General features: G+C 55.2%; 18 protein-coding genes. 11 read left to right on the top strand and 7 right to left on the bottom strand.

Going from position 1 to position 18,573, the window contains the following annotated elements; all coding sequences use genetic code 11:
* Nucleotides 1–182: 182 nt before the first annotated feature.
* The 4 genes from ACPOL_RS01525 to ACPOL_RS01510 form a co-directional block, all read right to left on the bottom strand.
* Nucleotides 183–3,317: a DUF7948 domain-containing protein gene (locus ACPOL_RS01525; protein WP_114205493.1), complete on the bottom strand. Its 3,135-nt coding sequence runs from the start codon at nt 3,315–3,317 to the stop codon at nt 183–185.
* Nucleotides 3,318–4,283: 966 nt separating this feature from the next.
* The gene (locus ACPOL_RS34460) at nt 4,284–4,418 is read right to left on the bottom strand and encodes a helix-turn-helix domain-containing protein (RefSeq protein ID WP_414633407.1); all 135 of its coding nucleotides are present in this window, start codon (nt 4,416–4,418) and stop codon (nt 4,284–4,286) included.
* A gap of 168 nt (nt 4,419–4,586) precedes the next feature.
* Nucleotides 4,587–4,862, bottom strand: a complete 276-nt coding sequence (locus ACPOL_RS36780; RefSeq protein ID WP_422652856.1) for a recombinase family protein — start codon at nt 4,860–4,862, stop codon at nt 4,587–4,589.
* A gap of 256 nt (nt 4,863–5,118) precedes the next feature.
* The gene (locus ACPOL_RS01510; RefSeq protein ID WP_150132865.1) at nt 5,119–5,643 is read right to left on the bottom strand and encodes a P-loop nucleotide/nucleoside kinase family protein; all 525 of its coding nucleotides are present in this window, start codon (nt 5,641–5,643) and stop codon (nt 5,119–5,121) included.
* A gap of 123 nt (nt 5,644–5,766) precedes the next feature.
* On the opposite strand from ACPOL_RS01510, the gene ACPOL_RS01505 reads away from it, so the two are divergent.
* The 8 genes from ACPOL_RS01505 (at nt 5,767) to ACPOL_RS01475 (ending at nt 10,199) form a co-directional block, all read left to right on the top strand.
* On the top strand, nt 5,767–6,438 hold the full coding sequence (locus ACPOL_RS01505; protein ID WP_114205491.1) for a recombinase family protein: 672 nt from the start codon (nt 5,767–5,769) through the stop codon (nt 6,436–6,438).
* Nucleotides 6,435–6,677: a hypothetical protein gene (locus ACPOL_RS01500; RefSeq protein WP_201759052.1), complete on the top strand. Its 243-nt coding sequence runs from the start codon at nt 6,435–6,437 to the stop codon at nt 6,675–6,677. The genes ACPOL_RS01505 and ACPOL_RS01500 overlap by 4 nt, the downstream gene beginning before the upstream one ends.
* 47 nt (nt 6,678–6,724) lie before the next feature.
* Nucleotides 6,725–6,871, top strand: coding sequence for a hypothetical protein (locus ACPOL_RS33915; protein WP_201759051.1), 147 nt, complete (start codon nt 6,725–6,727; stop codon nt 6,869–6,871).
* 7 nt (nt 6,872–6,878) lie between these two features.
* Nucleotides 6,879–7,064: a hypothetical protein gene (locus tag ACPOL_RS01495; RefSeq protein ID WP_114205490.1), complete on the top strand. Its 186-nt coding sequence runs from the start codon at nt 6,879–6,881 to the stop codon at nt 7,062–7,064.
* A gap of 519 nt (nt 7,065–7,583) precedes the next feature.
* Nucleotides 7,584–8,282, top strand: coding sequence for a tetratricopeptide repeat protein (locus tag ACPOL_RS01490; protein ID WP_236657163.1), 699 nt, complete (start codon nt 7,584–7,586; stop codon nt 8,280–8,282).
* Between the two features lie 3 nt (nt 8,283–8,285).
* Complete coding sequence (locus tag ACPOL_RS01485; protein ID WP_114205488.1) at nt 8,286–8,891, top strand: hypothetical protein; 606 nt, start codon at nt 8,286–8,288, stop codon at nt 8,889–8,891.
* Nucleotides 8,892–8,954: 63 nt separating this feature from the next.
* The gene (locus tag ACPOL_RS35945; RefSeq protein WP_414633329.1) at nt 8,955–9,293 is read left to right on the top strand and encodes a DUF6804 family protein; all 339 of its coding nucleotides are present in this window, start codon (nt 8,955–8,957) and stop codon (nt 9,291–9,293) included.
* Between the two features lie 9 nt (nt 9,294–9,302).
* On the top strand, nt 9,303–10,199 hold the full coding sequence (locus tag ACPOL_RS01475) for a hypothetical protein (protein WP_114205486.1): 897 nt from the start codon (nt 9,303–9,305) through the stop codon (nt 10,197–10,199).
* A 259-nt stretch (nt 10,200–10,458) separates the two neighbouring features.
* On the opposite strand, the gene ACPOL_RS01465 is transcribed toward ACPOL_RS01475, so the two are convergent.
* Nucleotides 10,459–11,328 carry a hypothetical protein gene (locus tag ACPOL_RS01465; RefSeq protein ID WP_114205484.1) on the bottom strand — a complete coding sequence of 290 codons (870 nt, stop codon included), beginning with the start codon at nt 11,326–11,328 and terminating at the stop codon, nt 10,459–10,461.
* Nucleotides 11,329–12,023: 695 nt separating this feature from the next.
* Between ACPOL_RS01465 and ACPOL_RS01460 the strand changes: the two genes are divergently transcribed.
* Nucleotides 12,024–12,440, top strand: a complete 417-nt coding sequence (locus ACPOL_RS01460) for an SOS response-associated peptidase family protein (RefSeq protein WP_114205483.1) — start codon at nt 12,024–12,026, stop codon at nt 12,438–12,440.
* 160 nt (nt 12,441–12,600) lie between these two features.
* On the opposite strand, the gene ACPOL_RS01455 is transcribed toward ACPOL_RS01460, so the two are convergent.
* Both ACPOL_RS01455 and ltrA read right to left on the bottom strand, forming a co-directional pair.
* Nucleotides 12,601–13,839, bottom strand: coding sequence for an ankyrin repeat domain-containing protein (locus tag ACPOL_RS01455; RefSeq protein ID WP_114205482.1), 1,239 nt, complete (start codon nt 13,837–13,839; stop codon nt 12,601–12,603).
* A gap of 399 nt (nt 13,840–14,238) precedes the next feature.
* The gene (ltrA, locus tag ACPOL_RS01450; RefSeq protein WP_114205481.1) at nt 14,239–15,732 is read right to left on the bottom strand and encodes a group II intron reverse transcriptase/maturase; all 1,494 of its coding nucleotides are present in this window, start codon (nt 15,730–15,732) and stop codon (nt 14,239–14,241) included.
* Nucleotides 15,733–16,784: 1,052 nt separating this feature from the next.
* Here ltrA and ACPOL_RS01435 point away from each other — a divergent pair.
* Both ACPOL_RS01435 and ACPOL_RS01430 read left to right on the top strand, forming a co-directional pair.
* Nucleotides 16,785–17,294, top strand: a complete 510-nt coding sequence (locus tag ACPOL_RS01435; RefSeq protein WP_114205479.1) for a hypothetical protein — start codon at nt 16,785–16,787, stop codon at nt 17,292–17,294.
* The gene (locus ACPOL_RS01430) at nt 17,260–18,507 is read left to right on the top strand and encodes a hypothetical protein (RefSeq protein WP_114205478.1); all 1,248 of its coding nucleotides are present in this window, start codon (nt 17,260–17,262) and stop codon (nt 18,505–18,507) included. The genes ACPOL_RS01435 and ACPOL_RS01430 overlap by 35 nt, the downstream gene beginning before the upstream one ends.
* Nucleotides 18,508–18,573 lie beyond the last annotated feature (66 nt).

Below are 18,573 nucleotides of genomic sequence, written 5' to 3'. Positions count from 1 at the left end.
GCATCGCTTGGGCTTGGCGCATCATCTCCTGGGAAATCTTCAATGCTTCCTCGGGCTGGCGGCCTGGCGCTCCTCCTGACCTAACTTCGGATCTGAGTGCGTCTATCCCCTTGCCGATCCTGAAATAGAGCAAAGCCGGCAGCAGGATTGTGTCTGCTGCCGGCCCTCGCGGGTGGGTAAGTTTACTGCACCTCTTGCGTGATGCTCGCTCCGCTGGACAAATAGGTTTCACTGCCGGTATAAATGGCGGCTATCGCGTGTCCATAAAGCGATAAGCCGGAGGTGGTGAAGCGGGCCACGCCGTCGACAAGCGGGGCGGTGCCGACCACTACGGCGCCATCCTTGAAAGAGACCGATCCGGTCGGCGTCGGGCCGCCGGCACCGAGGGAGACCACTGTCGCTGTGAACAACACAGCCTCTGTCAATGTGGAAGGGTTCGCTGATGACGCGATTGTAGTGGCCGTAGAACTTACTCCCGAGACCAACGTATAAGTTGCGGACGCTACGGCACTGGGGGTATCTCCTGTCAGAGTCGCAATCGCTTTCACCGTCGTTGTGCCGGAAATCTTGAAGGGCCCGGTATAGGTCGGCGAAGAAGAAGTCGGCATCGCGCCATCGGTTGTGTAATGGATGGTCGCGCCCGCCGTGGGCGTCTCGATGGTCACCTTGATACTGATCCCGTAAGTTCCTCCCAGAACAGGAAAGGTTGGTGTCGCGACTTGTCCGCCAGTGATGACCTGATTCAATACGCCGTTGCTTGAGGAGTAGGTCGTTGGCGCCCCCTCGAAGGTAGCCCACCTTCCCTCATAGCTGGCGACAATGGTGTGCTCGCCTGGCGAAAGGTTGCTGGTGGTGTAGCTGGCGCTTCCAGCATTGTCTAGAAACTCGTGCGCAAATACCTTTCCTTTTTCGACAAAGCCCACGATACCGGACGGTATACCGCCGCCAGAAGCCGACGTCACCCGCGCGGTGAGGGTCACTGGTTCACCCAGGACCTGCGGGTTGGCGTTGCTCGTCAGCGTGGTTGAAGTTACGCCGTTCAGGGCGAACTTGGAGACAAACCCACCACCCCCCTGCTCCTGAAATGCGCCTGGAGTTGTGGGAAAGTTTCCTTGCGCAAAGCCTGCCACATAAACATTGTTCAGACCGTCGAGCGCCAAGGGGCCGCAACTGCTATACACTCCTCCCAGATAGCTGGAATACACCAGGGCCGAACCGGATGCGTTCAATTCTGTAAAGATACAGTTGAGATAGCTGTAAGCCGTGCTGCCCATATTCGTTTTCTGAAATGCGTCCGAGGTGACGGGAAAGTCGGTGGCAGCGGTTTGGCCGGTAACGTATACATTGCCCAAACTGTCCAAAGCAGGCGATCCAGCAGAGCTGTCGGCGCTCCCTCCCAGGTAGGTGGAATAAAGCAGCGCGGAGCCGGAAGGGTTCAGCTTGGTAACAAATCCAGTAATACCCCCGTTTGTTTTGTTGACACTTTGGAAGGCACCCTTGGTCGTAGGGAATTTAGCTGAGACAGAGCCTGCTACGTAAACGTTGCCCTCATCGTCTGCTGCGACCCCACCTCCGAAGTTGGAAGAGGAAGCAGAACCCAGGAAGGTGGAGAAGACGAGTCCCGATCCGGCGATGTTTAGTTTGGTCACAACGATCGCGTATAGATTAGGGCCTAGTCCCGGAGCGGACGTTTGGAAGGCGCCCGGAGTGGTCGGGAAATCATAGGAGGACGTGGTTCCGGTGAGATAAACGTGGCCTTCATGATCGACGTAATTCCACAACGACAAAGATTCGGCAACGCTTCCGCCAAGATACGTCGAGTAGACCAGCGCGGTACCGGTAGCATTTAACTTCGTGACAAAGCCGGTTTGATTGCCGCTAGACGCCTTATTTTCGACTTGATATGCACCGGGAGTGACGGGAAAGTCGGTCGAGGAGGCCCCTCCTGTGATGTAGGCATTGCCTTCGGCATCCACGATGACCGAGTCTGGCTGGTCGTAAGCGCTTCCGCCAAGATACGTCGAGTAGACCAATCCCGAGCCAAAAGCGTTGAGCTTGGTGACAAAGCCAGTCTCGAAATAGGTGCTGCTGGTATTTTTATTGACCGTCTGAAATGCTCCGGCGGTTACTGGGAAATAGCTCAAGAACGTGTTGCCAGTCACATAGGCATTTCCAGCTTGATCCACCGCAATACTATTTCCCTCGCTTCCTCCACCCACGGCCGCTCCCGGAACATCGGGCCCTCCCAGGTAGGTCGAATAGATCAGCGCCGTGCCAGATGAATTGATCTTGGTAACAAAAGCAACGTCCTGACTTGAGCTCGCGCGGGTTGGCTGAAAGGAAGTGCCCGTCGTCGGGAAAAATGCCTGAGCATATCCGGTCAAGTAAGCGCAACCCGCGTGGTCCACAGTCATTCCTACAAGCATATTGCCTCCAAAACCATTTGAGGCATCCGGCGCAAGATAAGTAGAATAAGCCAGTACCGGATCGACCACTAACTCCCTGCTATGGTCATAGCTCGCAAGCGTGAAGCCGACGGTGTTGTTAGCCAGCAGCTGAAAGCTGCCTTCGACCGGCTGACGCTGTCCATCCTTCATCTGATAGATGATTGGCTTATGGAAGGCGATCTCTCCGTCCTTGGCGATGATCTCCAAGTCGCCTCCGCTGTTGAGCTTGAGCTTGCTAGCCCCGGCGAAGTGCAGCCGGGCCTGCTTCGGGTCGGCATTGGGCGCGACGACGAAGTCGTACTCCAACTGCCGCTGGTTGCCGTAATAGACCAGGTCGATGCCGGGATAGACATTGCTGTACTTCACCTTGGCGTAAGTGGGCAGGTTCGTATGCCACTGCGACGAGTCTTTGCCGAAGAAGTAGTTCGCTTTGCCGGGCAGCGCGTCGGCCCCGCTCACCTGCATGCCGCGTGCTGCGCCAGCAAGCTCCATGCGCACCACATCCGTCTTGATCTTGGCGGGTCTTTGAAGCGCCGCTTTGCCGGCCATTGCACTGGTCTTCGGCTGCGAACTCAAGTCCTTGCTTAGCGTCAGCACCGCCGCGTTGCCGGTCAGGAAAAGCGTATAGCCTTGTCCGCGGGAGAGGAACTTCACCTGCGGATCGCTCTGGCCTCGGTTAGCTTCAAAGCTTAGCGGCAGCTTGCCGTAAGCGGCTGTGATCGCAGGCGGCACGGCCTTCATTGGAGAGACAAGCTTCGAGGGCGCGAGGTTCTGGTTCGCGGCTGCAACCGAGGGGTTAAGTTCTTGAGCATTGACGACCATTGGGCTCATGGCCAATAAGGAAAGTGCGACGGGCAGAAAGCTCTTCATGGTTGCTCCTCTTGAGATGAGGGAGTGCCGTCATCTTTCGGAACGGCTGCTGGTTACTTTCGCCAAAGGTTAGGGTTAAGGGTGGGGAGGATTGGCAGGTCATTTTCATGTCCCTATCCCAACAACCAAACAACGCCGACCGTGTTGAGGAGCGAAGTTAGGTGAATCGTCGGTGCAGTGTGCGTGTGATGCCTGGCAGCGAGAACTGTCAAGCCGCCGATGATCTGGACGAACCTGAGGAGAAGTTAGCGTAAGCGAGAAAACGGTGCTCCCTGCAAAGCACAAGGGCTAGCGCATGACGACGTTTATATTCGACGACCGCTAGACTGTCTGTACCACCAAAGTTGTAGATTTGATCGAGATCGTTTCAGTAAGCATCTGCGAAGAGGACCCGGCAGCCATCGGTATGACGATAGTGCTTTTGCTTCTTGCTTATGTAAAACATGAGCGCGTTCACGCTTTCTTTAATCATCAATGATTGCCTCCAACTCTTATGGTGCTGGCCGCAGCCTCGGGAGGCAGCTCATTCCTTAAGACCTTCGACATTATTGGACGGGTTCTATCTGGAAGGGCTTCCGGTGCCCCTCGGTAGAAAGCGATCGCCTGTGTCTTTGTCATTTCGGATGACAGGCTGAAAGGTGGTCGGCGCCACGTTGTAATCGGCCTCGGAGATGACCAGGCTGGAAGGAAGGTCGCTGTTGTTGAAGGCGTCGCCGATGCGCTGTTTATCGGATCGTTCGGTAGTAGCGGCCGCACATGGATTTTCATGATAGCAGCGAGCTTACCGTCATTTCGGGGTATCCTCATCGCCTGATACCAAGGCTCCTTCCCCTCCGGGCGTCCAACACTCTATCCAAACACCACAAAGCATCCCCTCTCGCCCTAGCGGGTTAGCGCGAATCGTCAATGCACTCAGCGAGTACTCAGGAAAATCGGAGAACGTCCATCCGTCTGGTGGAGAGAATATTATGGTTGCGCGGAACGACGAAGTGTTCGGTAGACGGTCGGACGTGAGATGGAGAACAGCTCAGCCAAGTCGCTGATCGTGTACTGACCTGTTCCATGCATGCGACCGAGTTCTTTCTGCTGCTTTCTGACAATTTAGGCTGTTTGCCCCAGAGTCTGCCCTTCGCGCAAGCGATCTTCATGCCCTTACGGGTACGCAGCCGAATGAGGTCAGCTTCGAACTCCGCAAAGGTAGCCAGGATGTTGAAGAACATCTTGCCCATGGGATCGGCTGGGTCATAGCGGCCCGGCCTAGTGCAAGCGTCACGCCTCATGCTGCCAATTCATCTGCGATGGACCGGGCATCAGGTATTGAGCGGGCGAGCCGATCCAGATTTGGCACGACCAGAGTATCGCCCTTACGGACACCGGCGAGCGCGCCTGGTTAAGTCCCGGCCTAGCCCGATTCTTTCCGGTCAATCCGTGGTCGACGTAGATCCGGTTCGCAGCTACGCCCAACTCGACGAGTACATCCCGCTGCGCGGTGAGGTCCTGTTTGTCCGTGGAGCATCGTGCGTACCCGATGACAGTTTTTGGCATACGGGCGTAACGTCTGGCGGGCCTTACGTGAGAATATCACCGTACCAGTTATGTGAGACACGGATTGCCTTGTTTCGGCGACTCACTGATCGTTTACAAGTTGTCCGTTGAAGGATCGTCTTACGGACACGGCTCCGAGTTAATTGGTTTATCAATTTATCCGTTTAGCCGCATATCGGTTCGTCCCTTAGTATCGGATCTTCCTGAGCAATGCGGCTGACGACGCAGCGAACAACTGGCGGCGGTTTCTTCCTCTTCAACCCAGTCGGAACGCCGCGAGGACGTGTGCTGTGCTCTCAGCGGGAGAGAGGCCCCTTGTGTCGAAGACCTCGTAGCCCTCCTCAACTGCTTCCTGGTGCAAGTAGCGACTCCAACCCATCATCGCCTCGCTTGCGAGTTCAGGCTGAAGGCGGTCATCGGTAAGGCGAGCGCTGCGTGTAGTGTCGTCGCACTCCACACAAATGACCCGTGCATCTGTAATCCCGCTCGTTTGAAGCGCTTCCCGCACGAACGCGATTCTCATTTGTCCTTCGAATAGAACCGGTTGTCCTAGCGCAAGAACGTCTGCGATTTTGTCGAACCACTCTAGGGTCATAGCTCTCTGCCATGCGCCCCCGGGTTGGTGTCCGTCTCCGTAGGTGGCCATGACTTCTGGGGAGGGAATACCGATGGAGTCGAATCGGAGAACAGTGATCTCAGGATGCTCAGCTTCGATCTTGTGCGCTATCGTCGTTTTGCCAGAACCAGAACCGCCAGTAAGTACAACAATGGGTGCTTGCATTAGCGTCGCTCCGAATTCCATACCTGTTTGTTCAGTGCGCTTTGGGGTATACCTTAAGCTGGCGTACGATCCGGTTGAAAATGATGTACGATAAGACCGCGTTTCAGTGTTATCGTACAGCCAATGACAAAAGTTATAAAGCCTATTCGGACAAAATCTCGAGCTTCGCGGGCGGGGCGGTCGTCAAAAGGGCAGCACGTCGGTTATGTGCGTGTGAGCACCTTGGACCAAAACGAAAACCGGCAGCTTGAGGGCAGGGAACTGGACAAGGTTTTCACTGACAAGGCTTCCGGCAAAGACGCGAAGCGCCCGCAGCTGGAGGCCTTGCTCGATTTCGTCCGTGACGGCGACACGCTGTACTGTCATTCGATGGATCGGCTGGCTCGAAACCTCGATGATCTGCGGAAGATCGTTCTTGGGCTGACGAAACGTGGTGTTCATGTGTGCTTCGTGAAGGAGAACCTGACGTTCACCGGGGAAGAGTCGCCGATGGCGAATCTTCTGTTGAGCGTCATGGGAGCCTTCGCCGAGTTTGAGCGCGAGCTGCTCCACGAGCGCCAGCGGGAGGGGATCGCGTTGGCAAAGCGGGCAGGGAAGTATCGGGGCCGGAAGCCGACCATGACCGCCGAACGAGCAGCGGAGCTGCGAAGGCGGGCGGCGGCCGGCGAATCCAAATCAGGAATTGCGCGAGACTTTGGAATCAGCCGGGACACGCTCTATCGTTATCTGGCTGTTGTGGCTCCCCGCAAGGTGACGGCGAAGCCGGCACGGAAGCGGGCGGGTCGGGAACTATGAAGCGTAAGCAGCCAGTGAAGCAGCGCGGAATCTGCTGCCCCTGTGGGCGGACGGAAATCCTCGCGCTCGGGCTGTGTGCTTCGTGCTATTCAATGAAGCGTCAGGATGAGGAGAACTACGGCGGCCTGCGCGAAGTGGTTTTGGATCGGACGAGCGGCGGTGCCGCGCCTGTCCCAACCTGGAGAGGCGCAAACTATGCGTCCATCATCGAAAGCCTGGCGTATCCAAGCTGGAGTTGATGATTACCCTCTGCACACGCTGCCACGCAATTGTGGAGCGTACGCAGATGGTTCTTGGCGAAATGACGCCGCTGCTGCTGATCTTGTGGCGGGAAAAACATCCACAGGGCAAGGAACAGCTCAGTTTGCCCTTAGACTTGGAATTGCCGAAAGCGATGGAGCAGTTGAGGCTTCCGGTTGAGGTCGAAGACTGAGGTGCTTATGCCGAAGAACGACTGGACATCTGAAGATGTGCGGAACATCCTGCTGAACCCCAAGTATTGTTTGTCAACGCCGCCCGTCATCAGTGAGGGTCAATGGATCGAAGCGAATGCGAGGCTCATCCGTGAGCTTGGACCGGAGATCTATTTGCGCCAGCTCCTCGACACGATGAAAGAACCGGTCTAACCACAAATCTAGGGAACTGCACGATTGGTGAAAGTGTAAGACGGGGGTTGAACGTTGGCTGCTCGTAGAACGATTTGTTACTTCCTGATTGCTGTCCTTGGCTTTGGTTACGCACGGACGACGGTTGCACAGTCCGGCCCATTCGTTGCGGTTTCTGATCCTCCTGAGATGATGGGACCGCCTAAAACTTACCCAAGCGCGTCGCCTGCTGAGAAAGCGTTCTTGGACGTTTTGCAGCAAGTGGGAAAAGATACATCAGCGGCGGACCTCTCGCTGTTAGACCGATTCATTGAGATCTACCCGAAGTTTGGAGATGCCCGGTTCACACGGGCGCAGATCGTAGCGTGTGAAACTAACCCACCAAACCTGGTTAATGCCAAAGGGGACCTTCAGGCCGCCATTTCTGCCGAACGTGGTGACCTTTCCATTTACGACAAGAAGCAGGCACTCTCCCTCCTCGCTAAGATTGCGAGTTCAAGTGGCGAATATAGAACTGCTTTGGATCTTCTCGATAGCGCGATGGAAGAAGACCTCGATACCGCGGACAATATTTTCAATATCCAAGGCACAGAGCCCTCGAAAACATCGGACTTCTGTACTTGGAACTTGACGGACCTCAGTCTGCTTTCTGCCAATGCTCCGAAGGACTGGCGATCATTCGCATTAGTGGGCCTTTACTATCAGTTTTTCACTACATTCGGTGAAAGCACTTTCCCACAAGCGACCGCGGCATTCCAGAAAGCATCTATCCTCAATCCCAGGACGGCAGTTGTGCCTTATCTACAGGGAGAGCTACACATGGCCACTGCGTTTTGGACGAAGAAAGCATGGGCCTCCGATGCAGCACGCGATGCTTTTTACAGAGCTGCGATACCGTCATTTACCAGAGCCATCCAGCTAGACCCTGGATTTGCGAAGGCTTACGCCGCTAGGGCCGAAGTCTACCTGAACTTGAAACAAGACGCCCTGGCAATCAAAGATTTCGACAAAGCTCTATCGTTGAAGCCCGACATTTCTACAGCGCTCTCAGATCGCGGGATTGCCCACCTGGAGCTAGGCCAATACTATCCGGCGATTTCTGATTTTGGTGATGCAATTCGAGCAAAAGATGAAGGGGATTCGTACATCTCCACGCTCTATGCAAACCGCGGCGATACCTATGTCAAGGTGCGAGACTATCAGCGCGCCATCGATGATTACAGCACTGCGCTGAGATAACGATTGGCGATTCAAGTAATGGTTCTGAGCCTCTCCCAGTTCCGGGGTATATATCCCGAGTACGCCTCGATGTCAGATGCTGTTCTGCTTCAGAAACTTAACCGGCTGTTTGCGCCCAACTATGAACCGGCGCCTTTCAATAAGCTTTTAACCCAAGATAACGGCAAAATGGCCATCACCTTCATTCTCAGCGAATTGTATGAGTCGCGTGGCGATGCTTATCTAAAAAGTGGAGATTACAGACGGGGAATTCTCGATTTTCAACGTATCTTCGGCGGTATTCCCGGGCACGTCGATTCCACGGAGAGATGGCGCTCGCTTGGAACCTTCGGGCACGGAGACAGCTACTATCTCGATGTAAAAAGTTCCGAGGTGACGCCTGGTCGGTTGCCGCAATTATGGGTAAAACGAGTGGGTGCTAAAGAATCCGAGGTCATGGCATTTGACATAGACTGTGTAGCGCACAAACTGCGAGGGGCGTCGAGTATCGTTTACGATTCTCACAACAACCCCAAAAGTGATTCCGGCTCAGGGGGAAAGTGGAGCGTCGTGGCTCCAGACACGCTCGGTGAGCAGCTATGGAGTGGAGTTTGCACGAACAAACCATGATTTATGACAGAGGCGATAATTTTCGACGTGCCTGGTAGCCTTCAATGATAGTGTGGGCGCAAATTGCTCGGCTATAAGGCGCTAAGAAGAACGGACTTCGTTCCCGCTCTAGTGGTTGCGGGCTTTCTGCTCCTTGCGATCCCCTCCCATTGGCCGTACGTTTTTTACGTTCTCTTGCGGTTGACGGTTTGCGCTATAGGGCTGTACCTAGCTCGGACCTCGTTCCTTGCTGGAAGAACGGTGTGGGTTTGGATATTCGGCGTCGTCGCCGTCGTGTTCAATCCAATCCTTTCGATGCGGATGCACCGTTCGGACTGGAGCACGTTAGACATGATTGTTGCAGCCATCTTTATCTTGTGGGTGATCGCTTCCATTATGCGAGACAGGAAAGGACTTGGGTGAGAAGACGCGATGGAAAATGAACCATCTGAAGAGTACGAATCCACATACGATGAAGCGGACGCGGGCGAGTACGTCGTTACCCCTCTTCCGACGGCGCACATGCACTTCGCAGCCGCCTTTCTTTTTGGTGCGTGGTACTCGACAATTTTCGCTTCTGCTACGACTACCGGTGTGAAATACCTCTATCGAGAGACACCTGATGCGCATGGGCTGCTGGCGTCAGTTGCTTGGGCGCTAGGATCGGGAATTGGAATAGCTTTGGCCAGCCGCCTGTCCAAGACACATAGAGTGGCGGTCGGAATCTGCTCGACATTCGTACCGGTGTCAGTTTGGATAGCGTTGCTGTTCTTCATGCGTGCTGATTTCGACAAACCAATAGGCGAAAGCGTGTTTGGACATCCACTCTCTGCGAGGCAAGCGATCATATTTCTTTCATCGCTGACGTTGGTCGTCGGGTTGGCGAGTTCTTTTCTGGGCGCTACATCACGCAATGACGAAGAACTGACGGACCAACTCTTACTGATCCCCTCTCGCCATTGGTTGTGGCTCTGGATCGCAGGATTTGTATGGGTATGCGAGTTGCCGCATGTGGCCTATTATTGTTGGCTGCAAGTTGCGACTGCCCTCTACGCAATCATTCATCCTTCCCTTTGGTTCAGTTCGGGTTCCGGGCTTTTCTTCGGAACTATTGGTACCGTGGCACTCCTCTTTGGCGTTCAAATGTCTCTGAAGGCAGTGTCGGACAAAAGTTCCTATGGCGGGGTCGTGTGGAAGCGAGTGCTGATGTTTCTCGTCGGTACCGTCGTGCTCGCATCCCTCGTTACCCCGTTTTCCCTAAATCTCGAAATCGACAGACTCAAAGACATACCCGCATCTTTGGGCGCTCATCCGTGGTGGGTGCTATAGTCGGCCAACAGCTCTAGCGATGGGAAGCCCCATGCCCGGGGAAGCGGAACCATTTTGAAATAAAGTCAAAAGCGCAAGAGGGAAGCACATGGGACAGGTGAAAGACGAAGAAATGTGGAAGGATGAACGATGGGAGGACAGGCAGGCCATGTTCCTTTCCGCCCTTTTCATGCAGCCGCAGCGAGCATCGCTAGCCTTGCCTGTAATAATCGCCGGCGTCCATGCCGACGATAGCCGAGACGCGAGCAAAAGTAAAAGCTCACAGTTTTGCAAGCGTTAGCTCGGCTCTTATTTCGCCCTTTCCCTTCAACGCTATGCTGGATATTTGATATCGCGTATTTGCGTACGGGATCACCGCTACGAGAGATCGAGCATCAACAATTTGAAATGGATCGATCTTAAAAAACTGGATTACATAGGCTGCAAGGTTGATCTCTCTCAGTATGGGGTAATCGATAAACAACTTGTCGAAGCTGGCTAATCCATAGACGACCTGCCCGCGGACTTCCAGGTTCACGTGGCCATCCGCGCCCATGTAGAAGTCACCTATAGTGGTTTGTTGTAAGAGATCCCACCGGTCTTCAAAATGGCCTTCACAGCAGAAGCCTAATCCGCCAAAGTTACAATCTCTCGTGCACACCCAGTGAGGGTATTTGATCCACACTTGAGCAGCTGCATCAACCGACAGCGATACATTCTTGACGGCTGTGGAGATGCCGGAGAGTTTGATTAACGGAGCATTTCGTACATCAATTCGAAGGTGCTGAAGGAAAAATGCAAGCTCAAAGCCGCGAGTCTTGGCTTCCATTTCATTCAGCTCTTCGTCCGATGGACCTTTCCAGCTGTTTTTCGCATGGGATTTGTGTTCACGAACCTTGTTGATCTCTTTCACCCTAACAATATTCGCCTGCATAACACGGCAGCCAATTTCATTGCTGTCGTCGGAGCAATCGATATTCGCTCGCAATATTTTTCCGACTTCTTCCTCGGAGATACGCGGGTGGGCCGCGTCCGTGAAGTTTCTCGGAAAGTCTTGCCAGGTGTTGATTATCGTTAGAGGGTAACTAGCGTCTTGGATGACCTTATCAATGAAAGACTGCTCGATTGCTGCGTACAGATCAGTAGCCATTTGTCGTCCGCCTTTAAGCGATATCTCTGCCCCGATCGCCGGATGGCAAAGACTAAAGGGCTATACCACTGCAAGTGACTTGAAGTCGTACCTTGCGGTGAAGTGCGTTTTAGAAGGCGATCCGCTCGACTTCATCGAGCGCGACGGCTTCGATGGGCGGTGGTAATGTGTGAAATCGCCGTTGTGAGGCTCTGGCTCGTACCGAGACAGCAAAGGCTCTCAGCCGTTCCTGAGAGCCTTCGCCGTGCGATAAGGGGTATTAAGGTGTGAATTCACGCAATGTGATGGCACATACAGCCTGCCCCATTGAGAGCGCGTTCATTAGCAGAGATCATAGCTAGAGGTGGCCATTGGCGAGGTTCCTGCGACGTTGCCGAAACGGTTGCCGACGCTTGTTACTGCCTCCGCGCCATCTATCCTCGTACTTCCGGGCGTATCCTTCTGCCAGACTTTGTCCGCCATACAAAGGGATCAACCGATGGTTGAAATCACTCCCTTTAGCCGGGGCTATCTCAATTTCACCTTACCGGTCCCAATCAGTTTTTCGATCAGGACGCACCTCGAAGCCCACTTATGGAATCTTAAACTTGCGGCTACAATTCTACTTTACGTAATCCTTCTTATCGGACGTAAGCCGTTTAGAATGTGCTAGATACATCTACTGTACCATAGTGATCTGAGGAGCGCCCGGGATCATGTGCGGTCGGTACTATCGAAGATCAGACAAGCAGCGCATCGCTGAGGCCTTTCGCCTTGGGAAACTCCCATCAGATTTCCAGCTGCCTGCCGACTACAACATTGCTCCAAGCACCAATCAACCGGTCATTCGGACTGATCCGGAGACTGGAGAGCGCTGCCTGAGCCTGATGCGCTGGGGTCTGGTTCCGGCGAAGTTGGCCGACCCAGATGCGTTCAAGGTCTACACGACCACGAACGCGCGGGCCGAATCTATCCTCGACAAGCCCATTTGGCGAGGACCGTTTCAGCATACGCGGTGCTTGGTCCCGGTCGACGGCTTCTATGAATGGCTACAACGTTTGGGCCTACCGCAGCCGCCGCCCGTAGAGCCAGGTGAGGGGGCACTACACCAAACGTCAAAAAACGTACGCTAACGGGAAGTTTCAGGTCTCAGACAGTCCACAATTGTTCCCCGAAGACCTAGGCGAGGTTCGATGAGTGACTTGGATTGAAGTCACCACTTGAGCGCCAAACGGTATACACAACCCAACTCGACACCCACCGAGACTTCTTGGTGGCTTAGAAGGGCGTTCGTCAGTCGGAATCTTTCGAGTTGGGATGATTTCTCAACAGCGCGACAGCTTGGTTGCCTGATTCCGGGAAGCGCTCGGCATATTCGAGCGCACTCCCCTCAAACACTTCGTCAAGGCGTTCGTAGTGACCGGGTATGCGGCAGCGCACGCTAAGGTCCGCTCCTCTTTCTAACAGCAGCCGCACGACTGCAAGACCGCGGTCGCCACCCTGCGTAGCAGCGTGGAATATCGGTGTTTGTCCTCCGATCCCGTCCGCGTCTATCAGAGCAGTTTCATTGACGCCGGCACCAGAATCCATCAGTAACCGGGCGACATCAGCGTGCCCGAATTCCGCTGCGACGTGTAGCAACGTGGCGCCTTTCAAGGTCAGCATTCTTTCGCCGGTAGTCCCGATATCAAGGGACGGATACCTCTTCTGCAGGATTGACCGATCCTCGTGAATCAGATCGCTCACCATCTGGACATCACCACGAATGGCGGCGAGGACACCCGGCTCGTCGTACCTGGAGGTGCCTCCGGCATCTTGCAAAAGTTTGATCGATTCGTTCAGAGCATCCGAGCTTCGGACATAGGTCCCCAGGAGGCTGTCCAGGGCAGTTCCCGGATGTGCCTTGCCCATACGCTGCCATCGTGATGCTGTGCCGCAATCGGGGTCTGCGCCATGCTGTAGAAGCCAGCTCAGAGATGTCGGATCGATGACCTCGCATGGAGCGTACAGGATGGGGAAGAAATCGTGCCAGGCTGCATTCACATCCGCCCCGTGGCTCACGAGAAGCGCCATCATGGGTGTTCGCGAACCACTCAGGCTCGCCCTCATCAGTGGCCCGTCTCCTCCCTCATGAACGTCGCATCCACTGCTGATCAGCCACTCCACGAGTTCCAGCCGTTCCTTCGTCGGTTCTCCATATCCGCGGCATTCGGCAGCCCAACTCAACGGCCCATCGCCTCCGTAGCCGATTGGCGCGATTTTCAGTTCCGGGTGCTTTGACAGCAACTTACGAACGTCGGGCAGATCGTCGCTATCAATTGCTCCCTTCAGTGCGCCCGCCAGTGTTAGCGAGAGAACGTGGGCCTTCAGCTTTGGCCAACTCTGAAAGCCGTACAGGCGTGCCGTTTGAAATAGAGCCGATGCGAGCGAAGGCGCGGAGCCGCTTCTGAGCAGATCCTTGGCTTGATCTCTCAGGTGACGGAGGTTGGGGTTTGCAGGAAGTGTGAGCGCGGGGGAACGGGAATCTGACATGCGAACTCCTTTCAAATGCCCGATGTTCGCTTTAGCGGGCTGAAAGAAGTTGCGCTAGGTTGGTCAAGCAAAGGTGGGCTTCTACCCTGTCCGCGAACCGGATGCGTCCTTCACGCTGGTTTAATGCTATACCTGCGTGGGTGCCGGTTCAATCAAAAGCCCCGCCTCGGGGATTTCCGATGATTCTGCTTCTCGCCGGCAATGTGTCTTACTCAGGCTGTGTTGCACAAACGAACGTTTGCGCAACGATCTCAGGGAAGACTCAATCGCGAGCAATTTGAGTTGCAAAAAGCTGTTGCGATTGCTGCTCCATTGGCGACAGGTTTGCGCAACAGGCCCGTATCGCGGTAGGGATGCTCATTGCTGCGCACCCCCCGCACAGATCCCGGCGGGCGTGATTCACGCACCGGGCTCCCACCTTGGGTATTTGACGGCGAAGCGCACGCTGGGCCAAGGATGAAGTATGTGAGACGGTGGCAAGAACTCTGCCGCGAGTTTCGCCATCCGGTTCCAGGTAGTGTGATCGCGTTGGCTGCGCTGCACAAGCGAACGCCTCCAGAGATCGACTACATAGTGCCGGAAGGCACCGAGGCACCTGCTGTTGGTCGGCACCGCGTGATACGCGAAGTATCCGCGAACGACCTGCCGCAGCCACTTGCCCTGAAGCGGGATTGGTTCGTGCATGCGCCGCCGCAACTCTTCTTTGATCGCTCGCAACCTTGCCCGCATCCTATCGCGGCGCGTCTGCCGTTTGAGCTGGAAGGCGCCCCGACGGGACTGGCCGCAGATGTGAGTGAACCCAAGAAAGTTGAACGTTTCCGGCTTGCTTAGACCGCGGCTTTCTCGATCTTTAGCCGCAAAGCGACCGAACTCGATCAATCTGGTCTTCTCCGGATGCAGCGATAACGCGAACTTCCCCAGCCGCTGTCGCATGTCCGCCATGAACCGCTTCGCTTCTCGTTCGTGCTGGAAGCCGATGACGATGTCGTCAGCGTACCGCACCACGATGACCTGGCCCTTGGCATGTTTCTTGCGCCACTGGTCGGCCCACAAGTCGAATGCATAATGAAGATAGATATTGGCCAGCAGCGGCGAGATAACAGTTCCCTGCGGAGTGCCCGCCTCGGTCGGCACGAGATTTCCATCTTCCATGACACCAGCCTTCAACCACTTGCGAATCAAACGGAGGATGCGACTGTCGCCGACACGATGCTCGACGAAGCGGATCAGCCACTCATGGCTGACCGCGTCGAAGAACCCGGCTATATCGGCGTCCACAATCCAGTTCACCTTCGTCATGGTGATACCGACTGCCAACGCGTCCAGCGCATCGTGCTGTCTGCGTCCCGGTCGGAACCCATACGAAAAGCCCACGAAGTCCTCTTCGTAGATTGCGTTGAGCACCTGCACCACCGCACGTTGAACGATCTTGTCTTCCAGAGCGGCGATGCCCAATGGACGCTGCCGGCCATCGAGTTTCGGAATATATCGCCGCCGCGAAGGGAGCGCCCGGTACGTGCCTCGATGCACTTGGTCGTGCAATCTCGCAAGATTGACTTCAAGGTCATGCTTGTAGCTCTGCCATGTGGCGCCATCCACTCCCGGAGCCGCTTCCCGCTTGAGGCTGGAATAGGCGTCCTTCAGTCGATCAACCGTCACATAGTGGAGCAAAGCGGTGAACCGTTCCTTCTTTCTTTGCTGCGCTGCTTCTCGTACACGATCAAGCCCCTGGGACACGCTCTCCCGGCTCTGTGTCCGGCGCATGTGCGGCTCTCCCGTGTTTCCCTCGGCCCTTTCCCTTCGCTCCACTGTCTCCGCCCCCGGTTGCCCGGATTTGTTCGCCAGCTTCATCGCTACTATGGAAAGGTCTGACTTCTCCGGCCCGTGCGTCATCGGCTTCGCCTCCTCGTCTTCCCGATGCGGACCGCTCCGGCACATCCAGAGCGATCAGGCCGGAGATCTCCCGGTTCCCGGATAAAGAGCGTCTCTGCATGCCAGGTTCTAAGACCACGCAGGGCCGAGCAGGCACTCGCACTATCGCGCCCGTCGATGTTGCCTTCCACCACGCTAACGGCGTCGGCTCCCTGAACTGATTTATCGCTTTCGCGGCTCAATGGCTGGCCTACAGACTCCCCTGTCAACGCTTCATCCTGCACCTCGCGATGCAGTACGCATGACTCGGGGCCAGTGTGGTTTGCTATTCCTTCACTGCGCGGGACTCTCACCCGATACTCCTTTCCGGTCTCCCGGCGCACTAACGTACGATTTTTGACGTTTGGTGTAGCGACCCCGAAAAACGCCTCACAATTGCCCGTGGTTACAGCGTTGTTGGGTTTAGCCCAACAATCAGTTCTCCGTCGGCAGAGCGGACGGCGACACTTGCTTCGCAGGCTCGTCGAGCGGAGGGAGACTTAGCTCCGCCTAGGCGAAGTCTAAGACAAACTGGGTTGCTCTCCATTGGCAACTGTAAAGTGTGGTCATCAACGCCAATCTTTTGCAGTAGCGCCGCATGATAGAGAATGGCCAGAGCGCCGGTCAGCTTCATCAGCTGCAGTATGAACGTTTCGTGGCGTGCTCCCCACGGTTCCGTGGGCCACCATGGTGAGAGAGGTCGTTTCGCCGATGTGCGCATTCGTCGGCGAATTGGCAAGGCTGCTTAATTCGATGCTCCAGGGAAGTCTGGAAAACAAGTCCTCGATTCGATCCTTCAGATTCGGTTCAGAGGCAATACTAGTGGCACGATCAAGCCAACGCCGCCTGCGAATATGCGTGCGACGTCAAGGGCAGGCAAATAAACCGTGGGCAGGAAGTACCGTGACTCGTCACAGCTGACCTCGGATACCACATGCCTGTTTCTCCTTCCATTCAGCTTTTAGTTCAGGCAAAATGGCTCTTGCCAACATCTATCACTAATGGGGCTTGAGTTCATTGCACAGGAACTATGAATGACTTGGTTTGACCGGTTTTTAATCCGGCGCAGCGAGCAAGTTTGGCCCGTGAGCGAGATGCTGGTTCAGCTCGGCCGCAGACGTTTCGATGGGATGCTTAAGCCCGCAGAGCTCCGGGTGCTTAGTGACACGGCCCGCTCGCTCGAACTACCGTCTCCCGAGCCAACCGCGCCATGTCCGGAAGGCCATTACGACGAAAGCACTCCGCGCCCTGAAGTGCGCGCCGCCTTCCTTTGCTGGCTGGCGACAGATTTGGAAGCTCGTCCCCTCGTTCATGCAAAGGGGCTTCGTATCTATTCTTCTACTATTACCGGTGACCTTGACCTTGGCAAGCAAGTCCAGATTCCTAGCTTTGACTTTCGCCGCTGCACGGTGACAGGTCGGATATTACTAGAGGGTTCCGAGATCCGAGGTATCAACATTACGGACTGTTCCATGTCCAAAGGCATGAAGGCGAACGGACTCGTGGTGCATGGTCCCGTTATTTTTAAAACGTACAAATTGTGAAGGCGAGATTGACCTTAGCAACGCCACGATCGAAAACAACCTCGAGTTACAGGGGGCAAAGCTAGCTGCCGAAGGCGTCGCCCTCTCACTTGACGGTGCAATGATCAAGGGTGATCTCTCGTGCGACAAGGACTTTGTGTGTCTAGGAGAAATCACCCTGATCCGAGCGCACATTGAAGGATCTGCAGAATTCTCTGGTGCAAAGCTCATGGGCAACGAGGATGCCCTGACTCTGGACAAAGCGACAATCGGAGGGAATCTTCTTCTTAACGGAAAGCTGAAATGCGCCGGCAGAATCCGCATGCCCAACTGTCATATTGAAGGCGATCTGAATTTCATAGGCGCGGATGTTCGCGCTGTGCTCTGCTACAACATGGATCTCTCCGGGGACTTGATGTGGCTCGGTATCCAGAAGAAGCCGGAGACAAACCTCGACCTGCGTAGGGCGCGGGTCAAGACTCTCCGCGACGACGAGGGAAGCTGGCCCGCAGACGGCGAAATGCACCTCGACAACTTTGTCTACGACGATCTTATTTTGCATAACAATCCAACTCAGGAGGACGTGGATGTGGGCAGAGTCAGCCAATCCTTACCTCTTGACGCAGACAGGCGCATCGCATGGCTCAAATTGCAGTCTGTCAAAAACCGACTAAGTCCGCAGCCGTGGGTACAACTGAGCAAATTTTTTGAATCGACCAACAACAAAACCGCCGCCAAGCACGCTCTATACGAGTTCCGCTCCCTACAAGCGTCTGAGAAATGGTGGCTAAAGCGCCGCGCAATGACCGCTTTCGCGTGGCTGGAAGAGGCCCCGACCCGCATCGTACGTTTTATCATTCCGACTCTACTCATTGGTTGGCTGATCTTTACTGGGGCGAGCCCCGATCTCAGCGGAGCCATGATCACGACAGCGCGAGACAAGGACGGACAGCCTCTTGCTGGCACCGCGCTCGCTCGTTATCCCCGTTTCCAGCCTCTTATCTACACGCTTGAGAATGCCGTTCCACTAGTGAAGCTGGGAATCGATGACAAATGGACCCCCGATCCGTCGCACGTCGGGAAGTCCTGGTTCCCAAAGTATACGTGGCTGAACTGGCTAGGGTGGTTCAACAGCTATAGCTTCCTGACCGCCAGCAGATGGCTGGTTATCTTGCTTGGCTGGTTTTATGCTGCAGTTTTGAGCGCTGCACTCACCAGTAGGTTCAAGCCGTAACTCATCTCCAGGCATCTCCAGGCTACCTGGTAACGAATACATGCGCCCCGCTGACGTTCTCACTTT

The organism is Acidisarcina polymorpha, assembly GCF_003330725.1.
Classification (GTDB): domain Bacteria; phylum Acidobacteriota; class Terriglobia; order Terriglobales; family Acidobacteriaceae; genus Acidisarcina; species Acidisarcina polymorpha.
The sequence above is the reverse complement of the archived record's forward strand: the minus strand, read 5'-3'. Positions and strand labels throughout refer to the sequence as shown.

What these genes read in the sequence shown, in the direction of transcription:
- ACPOL_RS01525 (WP_114205493.1), bottom strand. Translation starts at nt 3,317, where the DNA reads ATGAAGAGCTTTCTGCCCGTCGCACTTTCCTTATTGGCCATGAGCCCA.
- ACPOL_RS36780 (WP_422652856.1), bottom strand. Translation starts at nt 4,862, where the DNA reads ATGCCAAAAACTGTCATCGGGTACGCACGATGCTCCACGGACAAACAG.
- ACPOL_RS01510 (WP_150132865.1), bottom strand. Translation starts at nt 5,643, where the DNA reads ATGCAAGCACCCATTGTTGTACTTACTGGCGGTTCTGGTTCTGGCAAA.
- ACPOL_RS01505 (WP_114205491.1), top strand. Translation starts at nt 5,767, where the DNA reads ATGACAAAAGTTATAAAGCCTATTCGGACAAAATCTCGAGCTTCGCGG.
- ACPOL_RS01500 (WP_201759052.1), top strand. Translation starts at nt 6,435, where the DNA reads ATGAAGCGTAAGCAGCCAGTGAAGCAGCGCGGAATCTGCTGCCCCTGT.
- ACPOL_RS33915 (WP_201759051.1), top strand. Translation starts at nt 6,725, where the DNA reads ATGGTTCTTGGCGAAATGACGCCGCTGCTGCTGATCTTGTGGCGGGAA.
- ACPOL_RS01495 (WP_114205490.1), top strand. Translation starts at nt 6,879, where the DNA reads ATGCCGAAGAACGACTGGACATCTGAAGATGTGCGGAACATCCTGCTG.
- ACPOL_RS01490 (WP_236657163.1), top strand. Translation starts at nt 7,584, where the DNA reads ATGGAAGAAGACCTCGATACCGCGGACAATATTTTCAATATCCAAGGC.
- ACPOL_RS01475 (WP_114205486.1), top strand. Translation starts at nt 9,303, where the DNA reads ATGGAAAATGAACCATCTGAAGAGTACGAATCCACATACGATGAAGCG.
- ACPOL_RS01465 (WP_114205484.1), bottom strand. Translation starts at nt 11,328, where the DNA reads ATGGCTACTGATCTGTACGCAGCAATCGAGCAGTCTTTCATTGATAAG.
- ACPOL_RS01460 (WP_114205483.1), top strand. Translation starts at nt 12,024, where the DNA reads ATGTGCGGTCGGTACTATCGAAGATCAGACAAGCAGCGCATCGCTGAG.
- ACPOL_RS01455 (WP_114205482.1), bottom strand. Translation starts at nt 13,839, where the DNA reads ATGTCAGATTCCCGTTCCCCCGCGCTCACACTTCCTGCAAACCCCAAC.
- ltrA (WP_114205481.1), bottom strand. Translation starts at nt 15,732, where the DNA reads ATGACGCACGGGCCGGAGAAGTCAGACCTTTCCATAGTAGCGATGAAG.
- ACPOL_RS01435 (WP_114205479.1), top strand. Translation starts at nt 16,785, where the DNA reads ATGACTTGGTTTGACCGGTTTTTAATCCGGCGCAGCGAGCAAGTTTGG.
- ACPOL_RS01430 (WP_114205478.1), top strand. Translation starts at nt 17,260, where the DNA reads ATGGTCCCGTTATTTTTAAAACGTACAAATTGTGAAGGCGAGATTGAC.